The 13170-nt window shown below is 49.1% G+C and carries 11 protein-coding genes and 2 pseudogenes; 5 read left to right on the plus strand and 8 right to left on the minus strand.

Features of this window, described 5'->3' with window-relative positions:
- Nucleotides 1-276 (minus strand): annotated as a pseudogene (locus ACTHTJ_RS08900) (hypothetical protein); the annotation flags it as partial.
- On the opposite strand from ACTHTJ_RS08900, the gene ACTHTJ_RS08905 reads away from it, so the two are divergent.
- Nucleotides 208-414, plus strand: a complete 207-nt coding sequence (locus tag ACTHTJ_RS08905) for a hypothetical protein (RefSeq protein WP_234395980.1) — start codon at nucleotides 208-210, stop codon at nucleotides 412-414. The pseudogene ACTHTJ_RS08900 and the gene ACTHTJ_RS08905 sit on opposite strands and share 69 nt — an antisense overlap.
- Before the next feature lie 121 nt (nucleotides 415-535).
- Here the strand turns inward: ACTHTJ_RS08905 and ACTHTJ_RS08910 are convergent.
- Nucleotides 536-1380 (minus strand): annotated as a pseudogene (locus ACTHTJ_RS08910) (IS5 family transposase); the annotation flags it as partial.
- Nucleotides 1381-1653: 273 nt separating this feature from the next.
- Nucleotides 1654-2028, minus strand: a complete 375-nt coding sequence (locus tag ACTHTJ_RS08915) for an Mth938-like domain-containing protein (RefSeq protein WP_070583885.1) — start codon at nucleotides 2026-2028, stop codon at nucleotides 1654-1656.
- A 206-nt stretch (nucleotides 2029-2234) separates the two neighbouring features.
- On the opposite strand from ACTHTJ_RS08915, the gene ACTHTJ_RS08920 reads away from it, so the two are divergent.
- From ACTHTJ_RS08920 to ACTHTJ_RS08930, 3 genes are all read left to right on the plus strand, one after another.
- Nucleotides 2235-3542 (plus strand): homoserine dehydrogenase, encoded by a 1308-nt coding sequence (locus ACTHTJ_RS08920; protein ID WP_070583886.1) that lies wholly within the window; start codon nucleotides 2235-2237, stop codon nucleotides 3540-3542.
- Entirely contained in the window at nucleotides 3535-3969 is a 435-nt protein-coding gene (locus tag ACTHTJ_RS08925) for a hypothetical protein (protein ID WP_070461930.1), read from the plus strand. The genes ACTHTJ_RS08920 and ACTHTJ_RS08925 overlap by 8 nt, the downstream gene beginning before the upstream one ends.
- 145 nt (nucleotides 3970-4114) lie before the next feature.
- Nucleotides 4115-4609: a hypothetical protein gene (locus ACTHTJ_RS08930; RefSeq protein ID WP_070461949.1), complete on the plus strand. Its 495-nt coding sequence runs from the start codon at nucleotides 4115-4117 to the stop codon at nucleotides 4607-4609.
- A 46-nt stretch (nucleotides 4610-4655) separates the two neighbouring features.
- On the opposite strand, the gene ACTHTJ_RS08935 is transcribed toward ACTHTJ_RS08930, so the two are convergent.
- Complete coding sequence (locus ACTHTJ_RS08935) at nucleotides 4656-5372, minus strand: S-methyl-5'-thioinosine phosphorylase (RefSeq protein WP_070583888.1); 717 nt, start codon at nucleotides 5370-5372, stop codon at nucleotides 4656-4658.
- Between the two features lie 66 nt (nucleotides 5373-5438).
- On the minus strand, nucleotides 5439-6509 hold the full coding sequence (locus tag ACTHTJ_RS08940; protein WP_070583890.1) for an AI-2E family transporter: 1071 nt from the start codon (nucleotides 6507-6509) through the stop codon (nucleotides 5439-5441).
- A gap of 203 nt (nucleotides 6510-6712) precedes the next feature.
- On the opposite strand from ACTHTJ_RS08940, the gene purM reads away from it, so the two are divergent.
- Nucleotides 6713-7747, plus strand: a complete 1035-nt coding sequence (gene purM / locus ACTHTJ_RS08945) for a phosphoribosylformylglycinamidine cyclo-ligase (protein WP_003686290.1) — start codon at nucleotides 6713-6715, stop codon at nucleotides 7745-7747.
- 57 nt (nucleotides 7748-7804) lie between these two features.
- Here the strand turns inward: purM and ACTHTJ_RS08950 are convergent, their stop codons facing one another.
- The 3 genes from ACTHTJ_RS08950 to acnD all read right to left on the minus strand — a co-directional run bounded on the left by ACTHTJ_RS08950 (nucleotide 7805) and on the right by acnD (nucleotide 13124).
- Nucleotides 7805-9016 (minus strand): acetate kinase, encoded by a 1212-nt coding sequence (locus tag ACTHTJ_RS08950; protein WP_070583892.1) that lies wholly within the window; start codon nucleotides 9014-9016, stop codon nucleotides 7805-7807.
- 213 nt (nucleotides 9017-9229) lie between these two features.
- The gene (gene prpF / locus ACTHTJ_RS08955) at nucleotides 9230-10399 is read right to left on the minus strand and encodes a 2-methylaconitate cis-trans isomerase PrpF (protein ID WP_070583894.1); all 1170 of its coding nucleotides are present in this window, start codon (nucleotides 10397-10399) and stop codon (nucleotides 9230-9232) included.
- A 118-nt stretch (nucleotides 10400-10517) separates the two neighbouring features.
- Entirely contained in the window at nucleotides 10518-13124 is a 2607-nt protein-coding gene (acnD, locus tag ACTHTJ_RS08960) for a Fe/S-dependent 2-methylisocitrate dehydratase AcnD (protein ID WP_070583896.1), read from the minus strand.
- Nucleotides 13125-13170: the final 46 nt, after the last annotated feature.

A 13170-nucleotide genomic window follows, 5' to 3' on the forward strand; every position in this document is an offset into this window, starting at 1 on the left:
TTGTTGGGCTTGGGAAAAATTTTCCCCGACAGGTGCTTTCCCTTTCGGCAATGCAACTGCGCCCATCTGCGACTGTTTGACGGTGCTTGCACCTATACCACCCCAGTCGTATCGGGTTCGAGCATATGCGGCTGCGCTGCGTTGGGCGGCGCGTTGGATAATGCCGTCGAATCGGCCGCCGCCGTAACCTGCGTGTTTGGCGACGGGATGCGGCTGGTGGCGGTGGCGGTGAAGTACCGCGCCGATGTGTCTGCCGCCGTGCTTGAGCCGTCGCAATACGGCGTGGCGGGGCGCACGGTGGAGCGCGTTTATGTGGCGCAAAGTACCGCTGTATCAGGGCAACGGCGCGATTGCGTGGGCGTCACCCGAATTTCAGGCGCAGCATCCCTGCTTTGTGATTGCGCCCGAGTTTGACGAAATTATTATGGACGATACCAGCACCGCGTCCAACTATCTCGATGCCACTATCAACCTAATCAAACACTTGAAAACCAAGTTACCCATCGACGGCAAACGGCTCTACACCACCGGCCAGTCGGGCGGCGGCATGATGTCGATTGCGCTTCGTTTGCACTTCCGTCAGCGGACGGTTGCGGTGGGCTTTGCGCATAATGCCGTCCAGTAACTGATGCTCTTTCAGATGTTTCTGGTTTTCCTCACTGTCATAGCCTTTGTTGGCATAGACGGTCTCACCTTCGGCTATCCCTTCCAACAAAGGAGACAGGTGTTTGCACTCATGGGTATTGGCGGGGGTAATATGCAGTTTCTCGATATAGCCTTCCGCATCGGTGCGGGTATGTTGTTTGTAACCGAGTCTGTAGAGGCCGTTTTTCTTTGTCCAACGAGCATCTTTGTCTTTGCTCGGTGTGGTTTGGCCGCTGACTTGTCCTTCTTCATCGACTTCTATAGCCTGACGCTGTTTGCTGCCGGCGGTCTGAATAATGGTGGCGTCAATGACGGCGGCGGATGCTTTCTCTATTTTTAGGTTTTTTTCGGTCAGTTGGCGGTTAATCAGTTCCAGCAATTCGGACAGGGTGTCGTCTTGCGCCAGCCAGTTGCGGTAGCGGCATAAGGTGCTGTAATCGGGGATGCTCAGTTCGTCAAAACGGCAAAACAGGTTGAAATCGATGCGGGTGATGAGACTGTGTTTGAGTTCGGGATCGGAGAGGCTGTGCCATTGGCCGAGCAGGACGGCTTTGAACATGGATAACAGGGGTAGGCGGGACGACCACGGTGGTCTCGAAGGTAACGGGTTCTTTGACGATTCAGGTATTGTTCGATCGGCTGCCAATCAATCACCTGATCTAACTTCAACAGTGGGAAACGGTCAATGTGTTTGGCAATCATGGCTTGGGCGGTTTGCTGGAAGAAGGTACTCATGGAAAATCCCCTAAATGTCTTGGTGGGAATTTAGGGGATTTTGGGGAATTTTGCAAAGGTCTCACAAGGGATTTGTTGAGAAAAAGGCTGAGGAATATAAACAAAAAGGCCGTCTGAAATTTTCAGACGGCCTTTTTTGTTTTTGAATATTGTAAGTGATTGTACTACTGAGAAAAACAGGAATTAGCAAATTAAAATACTAGCATCATGAATTTAACATAATATAAATTATGCGAATTTGTACTAGTATGATGCAAAAGTCTTTTCTACAAATTATGGCCACAACCAAGCCCATGTGCTTCGGCCTTCTCCTTGCAGTAAAACTAAAGTTCGGCAAGCTGAAGCTGTGTTCATGCATTCGAAGCCGATGCCGTAGGCTGATAAAACTGCAGCAATTTTGGGATGCAGAAATTTTTGTTTTGCTCCTGTACCTATGATAATGACTTCTGGACGGTTTTCTGCTGTTTTAATTGCTGATATAAAAATTTGTTCGTTTAATTCTTCGATGGTTGTTTGAGGAATGATGCTCACTTTGCCATCTTGCCAACAAATGGGTTCTGAGTATGTTTGTTCACCGATTTGCAATATGCCTTGTGAGGATGAAAAAAATGATGTGGCTTCATCGATATGGTTTTCTGTTATTTTCATGGCAATTCCTGTTTTTATGGTAGAACGATTTTTCAGACGGCCTTGGGAAACTTGCAAAAAAAGGTGCAAAATCAAGCAATATCAGGTAGGATTCAACGTTTGACCTTGTGCATTGATGCTTTGCTCTGAATTTACGATTGCAAGCGATTATAACAAGCCTTGGTTTTTCGTGATTATTTTAAAGTATCGGCTCAAAAGGAGACACAATGAAGCCAGTAAATATCGGTCTTTTAGGTTTGGGTACAGTCGGTGGCGGTACGGCCACTGTATTGCAGGACAACGCTGCGGAAATCAGCCGCCGCTTGGGACGTGAAGTCCGTATTTCTGCTGTTTGTGATTTGAGCGAAGAAAAAGCCAAACAAATTTGCCCGAATGCTGCTTTTATCAAAGATCCGTTTGAGCTGGTTCAACAGCAAGATGTTGATGTTGTTGTTGAATTGTTTGGCGGTACTGGTATTGCCAAAGATGCGGTATTGAAAGCGATTGAAAACGGCAAACACATTGTTACTGCCAATAAAAAACTGCTGGCTGAATACGGCAATGAAATATTCCCTTTGGCGGAAGAAAAAAATGTCATGGTGCAGTTTGAAGCTGCTGTTGCCGGTGGTATCCCTATTATCAAGGCTTTGCGTGAAGGCTTGGCTGCGAACCAAATCCGCAGTATTGCCGGTATTATTAATGGTACCAGCAACTTCATTCTTACTGAAATGCGTGAAAAAGGCAGCGCATTTGCAGACGTATTGAAAGAAGCTCAGGCTTTGGGCTATGCAGAAGCTGACCCTACTTTTGATATCGAAGGTCATGATGCCGGCCATAAAATCACCATCATGAGCGCATTGGCATTTGGTACGCCAATGAACTTTTCTGCCTGCTATTTGGAAGGCATCAGCAAACTCGACAGCCGCGATATCAAATACGCTGAAGAACTTGGCTATCGTATCAAGTTGTTGGGTATTACCCGTAAAACCGACAAAGGCATCGAGTTGCGTGTACACCCTACTCTGATTCCTGAAAGCCGTCTGCTGGCTAACGTTAACGGCGTGATGAATGCTGTCCGCGTCAATGCCGATATGGTTGGTGAGACCTTGTATTATGGTGCAGGCGCCGGTGCATTGCCGACTGCTTCTGCCGTGGTTGCCGACATCATTGATATTGCCCGCCTGATTGAAGCGGAAACTGACCATCGTGTCCCTCACTTGGCATTCCAGCCTTCGCAAGTTCAAGCGCAAAATATTCTGTCTATGGATGAAATCACCAGCAGCTACTATCTGCGCGTTCAAGCAACTGACGAACCGGGCACTTTGGGTCAAATTGCCGCACTCTTGGCCAAAGAAAATGTTTCTATCGAAGCTTTGATTCAAAAAGGCGTGATTAATCAAAGCACTGCTGAAATTGTGATTCTGACCCACACCACAGTGGAACACAACGTCAAACGCGCTATCGCAGCGATTGAGGCATTGAGCTGCGTGGATGCTCCGATCACCATGATCCGCATGGAAAGCCTGCATGACTGAGCAACAAACGGAAAGGCCGTCTGAAGAGCAACTGGCAGCCAGAAAAAAAGCCAAGGCAAAAATCCGCACCATCCGCATTTGGGCATGGATTATTTTGTCTTTGCTGGCTCTGACCGCCCTGCTCTCACAATGCGCCATGAACAAGCCGCAGATGAAACAAAATGTGGTGGAGTCTTGCGTGAAAAACATTCCTTTTGCTGAAAAATGGCAAGCTGATTTGAAAGCAAAAGGTTTGGATGCGCAAAACGAGAAATTGGCTCAAGACTATTGTGTCTGCATGTGGGATCAGCCTTTAAGCAAACTCTCTGACGAGCAAATCCGAAACTTCGGTAAAATCAGCCCTATGGAGCAACTCAAGCTCTTGGGTGGCGCGGAAGCTTTTGAGGCACGCGATAAGCAGTGCGTGGCTGATTTAAAGGCTGAGTAAACCAAAATATCGGTTTAAGCCAAAGCTACAAGGCCGTCTGAACAACAGACGGCCTTTCTTATATTGATAAATAGTAATAAGAATTGATTTCATTATATTTTAAGTTTAAGATAGCTTGGTTAATTGCTTTTCTATGGTTGTTGCCATGCGTTACCACTTTCCTATTGCCATTGATATTTATGATTTTTTGTATACCGGCCGGTTTGACTATCTGGAAATCGGACAATCGGCAGAGTCTATTTTGCAGATGTTTCCTGCGCCTGATTGCGTCCCTAAAGGCTTGTTGGTACAAAAAGGCTGGAATATTTGGCTTTATGGCGATATTGAACTGCATTTCTCCGATAATCGGCTGACACAGATTCGTGCTGATTTTCAGCCTAATACTGCATTAAGCGGCGGCCGTTGGGTAAAGTTAAATCTGTGGTTTTTTGCAAATGGCTGCCTTGATGTATATGCCGTCATTCAACGCTTGGTACAACGCAATATCGATTTTATTAAAACGGAAACGCATACCAATTTGATTTTACAGCTGCAAAGCGGGGTTGAATTGATTTTTGAAAAATGTCGGGGTATGCAACTTGCCTCGTTCCGCAAACAAAAAGCCTCCCTGCCCCATTGGGCGCGTGAAACGGCTTCCTAAATAAAACAATGCCGTCTGAAAATATTATTTCAGACGGCATTATCAGTTACAAACCATTCAATAATTGTCGGATTTTCGTCATCGCAATAGAAGTCTGTTCATCACAGCCCTCAGTCCCTACTCCGCTATCAAAGCAATCAATGCTGCTGACGCTGCAAAAGTGGGTATAGGCCATTTTCAACTCCCTGGCCAAAACGGCTTCAGGCATACCGGTCATACCGAGTACATCTACCCCGTCACGGCGATAACGGGCGATTTCAGCTCGGGTTGGACGGCGCGGGCCTTGCAGGCAGCCATAAACAGCGGAATCGTAAATCGGCACATTGTGCGCTTTCGTGATATTCAATAATTCTTGTCGCAATTCATCGCAATAAGGGTTGAAAAAATCGGTATGGACGACAGGGCATTCTTGGCCTTCAAAAAAAGTATCTTTGCGGCCATAGGTATAGTCGATCAAATCGTCCGGCAACACTAAACTGCCATTTTCAAAATCGGGGTTGATACCGACGACTGAAGAAATGGCAATAATGTTTTCAACGCCTAAAGAATGTAACGCCCAAATATTGGCGCGGTAGTTGATTTCATGCGGCGCGATGGTATGGCTGAAGCCGTGTCGGGCAAGAAAAACAATATCCAAGCGCCCCAACCTGCCGAACAAAATAGGGCTGCTGGTTAAGCCGTATGGAGTGCGTATGATTTTTCGTTCGGTAATTTCGAGTTCTGGCAGTTTGGTCAAACCGCTGCCGCCGATAATGGCTAACATATAGACTTCCTTTGTTATCAATGGCCGTCTGAAACTTGGATTTCAGACGGCCTTAATATTATCGATTTATTTATGTTTGTAGAAATGGCTGCCGAAATAGGCAGATGCACCTTCACGTAGTAAAACCAGCGTCACGGCGGCAAGCGGCAAGCCGGCAAGCATACCGACAAAACCCATCAGTTGTCCGAAAGCCATCAACGAGAAAATCACCCAGAAAGGCGACAAACCAATGCGGTCGCCGACGATTTTAGGCGTAATGAAAAAGCTTTCCAAGAATTGTCCGACACCGAATACAGCCCAGACCATCAATAAGCCCTGCCATGAGCCATATTGCAAAAGCGCGGCGATTGTCGCCAGCAAAAGGCCGGTAAATGCACCCAAATACGGAATAAATACCAAAATACCGGCAATCATACCGATGGCAAAGCCGGAATCCAAACCGACCAGCATCAAGCCCAATCCATAAACCAAGCCCATAATCATCATAACCATCAGCTGGCCACGCAGAAACTCGCCCAAAACTTCGTCCATATTGCCGCTGATACGCGTGTAAGTTTCGATAAAACGGCGCGGAACCAATTTACTGATTCCGGAAGACCAGCGTTTCCAATCCAACAAGAAGTAATACAGCAACAAAGGCAACAACACCAAATTGCTGACGCCGCTGATCACGTTGCCGCTTTGACGCATCAAGGTCGGAATCCATTCTTTGAGCGTATTGCTCAACTCATCCGTATGCGATTGCAACCATGCGATGATTGATTCTTGATCGATTTGAATATAATCCCCGCTGACGCTGTTGAGCCATGGTAGCAGTTTGTTTTGAACGAAGCCCACGATTTGTGGCAGGCGTTCGGCCAGATTATTAAACTGATTTAACAGCATAGGTATAATAATCAGCATCAACGCCAGTAATATCAGCAAAGCAAACGCCATAATAATCATGGAGGCCGGCGCGCGGCGGATACGCTTCAATTGCAGCCATTCGACCAAGGGATTCAAAACATAGGCCAAAACGGCAGCCACAATAAACGGCGTCAAAACATTGCCTAAGGCATATAAAAGCCAAATAAAGGCCGCGATAACGCAAGCCATAATAATCCACGGTTTTACACTGCGCGCTTTCTTTTGATACATAAAAAGGTATTTCCCAATTGATGTTTAAGGTTTTCGAAATAAATAAGCAGTATAACAGATTCACAAAGGCCGTCTGAACGCGTGACGGCTATTAAGATAAAATAAAAATTGTTGACAATAATGCTAAAAAAATCAGCCTGAATCCTCTAATTTAAGATAAAATACGCTCCGACAATCTACCCATACCCGAATAAGGAAATCCAATGAGCACTTCTTTGAGCTATCGTGACGCAGGCGTGGATATCGACGCAGGCGATCAACTGGTCGAAAACATCAAACCTTTTGCCAAGCGTACTATGCGCCCTGAAGTGTTGGGTGATTTGGGCGGTTTCGGCGCTTTGGTCGAAATCGGTAAAAAATACAAAAATCCGGTATTGGTTTCCGGTACGGACGGTGTCGGCACCAAGCTGAAACTGGCATTCGACTGGGACAAACACGATACCGTCGGCATCGATTTGGTTGCCATGAGTGTCAACGACATTTTGGTTCAAGGTGCAGAACCTTTGTTTTTCTTGGACTATTTCGCTTGCGGCAAGCTGGACGTTGCCCGCGCAACTGATGTGATTAAAGGTATTGCCCAAGGTTGCGAAGAATCCGGTTGCGCTTTGATTGGCGGTGAAACTGCCGAAATGCCGGGCATGTATCCCGAAGGCGAATACGACTTGGCAGGTTTTGCCGTCGGCGTGGTTGAAAAAGAACGCGTCATCAACGGCCGCAGCATTCAGGCCGGAGACGTTGTTTTGGGCTTGGCTTCCAACGGCGCACACTCCAACGGCTATTCGTTGGTACGCAAAATCATCGAGCGCGACAATCCCGATTTGGATGCGGAATTCGACAACGGTAAAACCTTGCGCGAAGCCATCATCGCCCCTACCCGCCTGTATGTGAAACCTATCCTTGCCGCTTTGGAAAAATTCACCATTAAAGGTATGGCCCACATTACCGGCGGCGGCATTACCGAAAACGTACCTCGCGTTTTGCCTGAAAATACCGTTGCACAAATCGATGCCAAAGCTTGGGAATTGCCTAAACTGTTCCAATGGCTGCAAAAAGCAGGCAATGTGGAAACCCAAGAAATGTACCGTACTTTCAACTGCGGTATCGGTATGGTCGTTATCATTGCCAAAGAAGATGCCGATGCAGTACAAGCTTTCTTGAGCGAACAAGGCGAAACCGTTTACCGTTTGGGCGCAGTTCGTGAGCGCAACGGCGACGAGCATCAAACCCAAGTGGCTTGATTTGAGATGCAATGCAAAAGTGCGGATGATGAATCCGCACTTTTTGTTTACACTGCCCTAGCCTACTTCTTCCAAAAAGCCGGCCAACTGCGCCGTATCGTGGGCAATCATCAGCTCTTCATTGGTTGGCACAACCAAAACAGCTGGAGAAGAACCTGTCGGACTGATAATGCCTGAATTGCCGTAGCGTTTTTCCATATTGGCTTTGGTGTCGATGTGCAGACCTAAGAAATCAAGATAGGAAACGGTTTTGGCACGGATGTTGCGCGAGTTTTCGCCGATACCGCCGGTAAACACAAGCGCATCTACGCCGCCGCAAGCCACAGCCATCGACGCAATGTATTTGGCAAGGCGGTAGGTCATGACTTCCAGAGCCAAACGTGCGCCTTCATGACCTTCGTCCGCCGCGATTTCCAAAGAGCGGCAGTCGTTGGAAAGTTCGGAAATACCGAGCAAACCTGATTTTTTGTTCAGCATTTCATCAACTTGGGCAACATCCAAACCGGCGTGTGAAGTCAGATAGCTGTATACGCCCGGGTCGATGTCGCCGCAGCGTGTACCCATTACCAAACCTTCAATCGGCGTGAAGCCCATACTGGTGTCAACGGATTTGCCGTTTTTAATGGCGGTAATGGATGCGCCGTTGCCTAAGTGGGCAATAATCATACGGATGTCTTCTAACGGTTTGCCCAAGATACGTGCGGCTTCAGGGGCAACGTAACGCATGCTGGTACCGTGGAAACCGTAGCGGCGGAAAGCGTATTTTTTACGCAATTCGCGCGGAACGGCATAAGTGTAGGCGCGCTCCGGCATGGTTTGGTGGAACGAAGTATCCATCACGCCGACATTGGGCAGGCCCGGGAAATGCTCTTGCGCAGCCAAAATGCCGTTGATATTGGCAGGATTGTGCAACGGAGCGAGCGGAATGCAGGCATTGAGTTCGTCCATTACTGCTTGGTCGATCAAAACAGATTCGCTGTATTTTTCGCCGCCATGGGCAATACGGTGACCAATGGCTTTAATTTGGTCGTGCAGGCCGTGTTTTTCAAGCTCTTTCAACAGCATACCTACGGCACCGGCATGATCGTTACGGCCGGTCAAAGCTGTTTGGCATTTTTTACCGTCTTTGCTGAACGTAATGACTGCTTCGGGCGTACCCAAACGTTCGCCGAGACAGCTTAAGAGAACTTTGCCGTTTTTACGGTCGATAACGGCACCTTTGAGTGAAGAGCTGCCGCAGTTCAAAACAAGAATGAGTTGGTTGGACATGGTGTTTCTCCTTTGAATTTTTGATTGTTTTTTTGGCTTCAGGCCGTCTGAAAAGAGCAAAAACATTTGAGAGCTTTTCAGATTGCCTTTGGTTTGGTGTTTAGTCAGGCTTTATGCCCAACCCTAATCTCCATTGCAGGTATCTCTACCTGACTAAAATTTGCTTATTTGGTTTTCAGACGGCCTTGTTTAATGGCGTGGCCGTCTGAAAACTTAAAAGCAATCTTCCGGCACTCGGACTTGTCCTTCCATAATCACGCGTGCGCTACGGCTCATGACTGCTTTGGTGGCCGTCCATTGTCCGTCCTGACATTCGGCGGCTGCACCAACGCGCAGTGTGCCTGACGGATGGCCGAAACGGACTTCTTTACGCGCTCCGCCTCCGGCTGCAAGGTTGACCAGCGTACCGGGCACGGCGGCGGCGGTAGCGATGGCAACTGAAGCAGTACCCATCATGGCGTGGTGCAATTTGCCCATGCTCAGTGCGCGTACCAATAAGTCGATGTCGGCAGCTTTGACGGTTTTGCCGCTTGAAGCGGTGTAATCGGCCGCAGGGGCGACAAAAGCGACTTTCGGAGTATGGGCGCGGGTGGCGGCTTCGGATACATCGCTGATCAAGCCCATTTTCAGCGCGCCATATGCGCGGATGGTTTCAAATTTTTCCAAAGCCGCGGCATCGTTGTTGATGTCGTCTTGCAACTCTTTGCCTGTGTAGCCCAAATCTGCGGCATTCAGGAAAATGGTTGGAATACCGGCATTGATAAGCGTGGCTTTCAGACGGCCTATATTCGGCACATCAATTTCATCAACCAAATTGCCGGTTGGGAACATACTGCCTTCGCCGTCGGCTGGATCAAGAAATTCGATTTGTACTTCAGCGGCTGGGAACGTTACGCCGTCAAGCTCAAAATCGCCTGTTTCCAAAACTGCGCCGTTTTGCATCGGCACATGGGCAATAATGGTTTTGCCGATGTTTTTCTGCCAGATTTTGACGATACACAGACCGTCTGAAGGGATTTTGGATTTATCGACCAAGCCTTGCTCGATGGCAAATGCGCCCACGGCGGCGGTCAGATTACCGCAGTTGCCGCTCCAATCGACAAAAGGTTTGTCGATGGAAACTTGTCCGAACAAGTAATCGACATCGTGATCGGCGCGTTCGGATTTGTCCAAAATTACGGCTTTGCTGGTGGACGAACTGGCATTGCCTAAACCGTCAATCTGTTTGCCGTAAGGGTCGGGGCTGCCGAGTACGCGCAAGAGGATTTTGTCGCGTGCTTCGCCGGCTTCCTGCGCAGCGGCCGGCAGATCGGTACGTTTGAAGAAAATGCCTTTGGATGTACCGCCGCGGTAGTAAACGGCTGGAATTTTAATTTGCGGCATTTCGGATTCTCCTTTGTATTTTTTAGTATGGTTTTTTCAGACGGCCCCTCAAACATTCGAGGCCGTCTGAAAACCTTTTTTAGCGTAGCCCGGGCATTTTGACTATGCCCGATTTACCTTACGCTGCATTTCCTTCTAAGAAGTCTTGTGCGAAACGTTGCAACACGCCACCGGCTTCATATACCAATACTTCTTCTGCGGTATCGAGACGGCAGGTAACCGGAACTTCGACGGTTTCGCCGTTTTTACGGTGAATCACGAGGGTCAGGTCGCACCGCGGTGTGCGTTCGCCGACAACGTCGTAGGTTTCCGTACCGTCCAGTTGCAGGGTATGGCGGTTGGTACCCGGTTTGAACTGCAGCGGCAACACGCCCATACCGATCAAGTTGGTGCGGTGGATACGCTCGAAGCCTTCGGCAACAATCGCTTCCACGCCGGCTAGGCGTACGCCTTTTGCAGCCCAGTCGCGGCTTGAGCCTTGACCGTAGTCCGCACCGGCAATGATAATGAGCGGCTGTTTGCGGTTCATATAGGTTTCGATGGCTTCCCACATGCGCATGGTTTTACCTTCTGGTTCAACGCGTGCCAGCGAACCTTGGCGTACGCTGCCGTCTTCGTTTCTCACCATTTCGTTAAACAGTTTTGGATTGGCGAAGGTTGCGCGTTGGGCGGTCAAGTGGTCGCCGCGGTGGGTTGCGTAAGAGTTGAAGTCTTCTTCAGGCAAACCCATTTTCGCCAAATATTCGCCTGCGGCACTGCTGGCCAAAATTGCATTGGATGGCGAAAGGTGGTCGGTGGTGATGTTGTCGGGCAAAATCGCCAGCGGACGCATACCTCTTAATGTGCGTTCCCCTGCCAGTGCGCCTTCCCAATAAGGTGGGCGGCGAATATAAGTGGACATTGGACGCCAGTCGTACAGCGGGCTTGGTGCTTTTTGTGCTGTGCCGGTGTCGAACATTGGAATATAAACTTCGCGGAATTGTTGCGGTTTCACATATTCGGCAACGATGGCATCGATTTCTTCGTCGGTAGGCCAGATGTCTTTCAGGCGGATTTCTTTGCCGTCTGCAACGCCGAGTACGTCGTTTTCAATATCGAACCGGATGCTGCCTGCCAACGCGTAGGCAACGACCAACGGAGGCGAAGCGAGGAAAGCTTGTTTCGCATACGGATGGATACGGCCGTCGAAGTTGCGGTTGCCGGACAATACGGCTGTAGCGTACAAATCGCGGTCGATGATTTCTTTTTGGATTTTCGGATCCAGCGCGCCGCTCATGCCGTTACAGGTGGTACATGCAAAGGCAACGATACCGAAGCCGAGCTTTTCCATTTCAGGCAGCAGGCCTGCTTCTTTCAAATAGATTTCGGCTACTTTTGAACCAGGGGCAAACGAAGATTTCACCCAAGGTTTGCGTTTCAAGCCGAGACGGTTGGCATTGCGTGCCAACAGTGCGGCGGCGACAACGTTGCGCGGATTGGAAGTATTGGTACACGAAGTAATCGCGGCAATAATCACTGCACCGTCAGGCATTTGGCCGTCTGAAGGCTCTTCGTAAGGTTTTGCCAAGCCTTTGCTGGCCAAATCGGCGGTCGCAAAACGGGCATGCGGGTTACTTGGGCCTGCCATATTGCGCGTTACGCTGCTCAAATCAAATTTCAATACGCGAGGATAAACGGCGGTTTTCAAGGCATCTGCCCACAAGCCTGCGGTTTTGGCGTAGGTTTCTACCAACTTCACTTGCGCATCGTCGCGACCGGTCAGTTTCAAATAATCAATGGTCTGCTCATCAATAGCGAACATCGCGGCAGTTGCGCCGAACTCAGGAGTCATATTGGAAATAGTGGCACGGTCGCCGATGGACAGACTTCTTGCACCCTCGCCGAAGAATTCGACAAATGCACCAACCACGCGCTCTTTACGCAAGAATTCGGTCAGTGCCAACACGATGTCAGTGGCAGTAATGCCCGGCTGGCGTTTGCCGGTCAGCTCAACGCCGACAATATCAGGCAGACGCATCATGGAGGCACGGCCCAACATCACGGTTTCGGCTTCCAAACCACCCACGCCTACGGAAATCACGCCCAATGAATCGACGTGCGGCGTATGTGAGTCTGTACCGACGCAGGTATCAGGAAATGCCACGCCGTTTTTGACTTGGACAACCGGAGACATTTTTTCCAAGTTGATTTGGTGCATAATGCCGTTACCCGCCGGAATCACGTCCACATTTTCAAATGCGGTTTTTGTCCAGTTGATGAAGTGGAAACGGTCTTCGTTACGTCTGTCTTCGATTTCGCGGTTTTTGCGGAAGGCATCGGGATCGTAACCGCCGCATTCAACGGCCAGAGAATGGTCGACGATGAGCTGTGTTTGCACCACCGGATTCACTTTGGAAGGATCGCCGCCTTTTTCGGCAATCGCATCGCGCAGGCCTGCCAAATCCACCAACGCTGTCTGACCCAGAATATCGTGACACACCACGCGCGCCGGATACCAGGGGAAGTCGATTTCCTGTTTTCCCTCAATCAACTGGCCCAACCAGCTTTGCAGCGTAGGCAGGTCGACTTTGTCTGCGCGGTTAACCAAGTTCTCAGCCAAGATGCGGCTCGTATAAGGCAGCTTGTCGTAAGAGCCTGGTTTGATGTCTTCACACGCCTGACGCGCGTCGTAATATTCCAAATCCGTACCGGGCAAAGCTTTGCGGTAGCGTTGGTTGGCAGTCATGTCGGTTCTCCTAAATCTATTCTTTTTTTGGTTTTGGGGTTTCAGA

This window comes from Neisseria sp. P0018.S001 (assembly GCF_051957355.1).
Taxonomy (GTDB): Bacteria; Pseudomonadota; Gammaproteobacteria; order Burkholderiales; family Neisseriaceae; genus Neisseria; species Neisseria subflava_A.

Bases quoted from the DNA above. Each gene is read 5' to 3' on its own strand.
- ACTHTJ_RS08905 (WP_234395980.1), top strand. From the start codon at position 208: ATGCGGCTGGTGGCGGTGGCGGTGAAGTACCGCGCCGATGTGTCTGCC.
- ACTHTJ_RS08915 (WP_070583885.1), bottom strand. From the start codon at position 2,028: ATGAAAATAACAGAAAACCATATCGATGAAGCCACATCATTTTTTTCA.
- ACTHTJ_RS08920 (WP_070583886.1), top strand. From the start codon at position 2,235: ATGAAGCCAGTAAATATCGGTCTTTTAGGTTTGGGTACAGTCGGTGGC.
- ACTHTJ_RS08925 (WP_070461930.1), top strand. From the start codon at position 3,535: ATGACTGAGCAACAAACGGAAAGGCCGTCTGAAGAGCAACTGGCAGCC.
- ACTHTJ_RS08930 (WP_070461949.1), top strand. From the start codon at position 4,115: ATGCGTTACCACTTTCCTATTGCCATTGATATTTATGATTTTTTGTAT.
- ACTHTJ_RS08935 (WP_070583888.1), bottom strand. From the start codon at position 5,372: ATGTTAGCCATTATCGGCGGCAGCGGTTTGACCAAACTGCCAGAACTC.
- ACTHTJ_RS08940 (WP_070583890.1), bottom strand. From the start codon at position 6,509: ATGTATCAAAAGAAAGCGCGCAGTGTAAAACCGTGGATTATTATGGCT.
- purM (WP_003686290.1), top strand. From the start codon at position 6,713: ATGAGCACTTCTTTGAGCTATCGTGACGCAGGCGTGGATATCGACGCA.
- ACTHTJ_RS08950 (WP_070583892.1), bottom strand. From the start codon at position 9,016: ATGTCCAACCAACTCATTCTTGTTTTGAACTGCGGCAGCTCTTCACTC.
- prpF (WP_070583894.1), bottom strand. From the start codon at position 10,399: ATGCCGCAAATTAAAATTCCAGCCGTTTACTACCGCGGCGGTACATCC.
- acnD (WP_070583896.1), bottom strand. From the start codon at position 13,124: ATGACTGCCAACCAACGCTACCGCAAAGCTTTGCCCGGTACGGATTTG.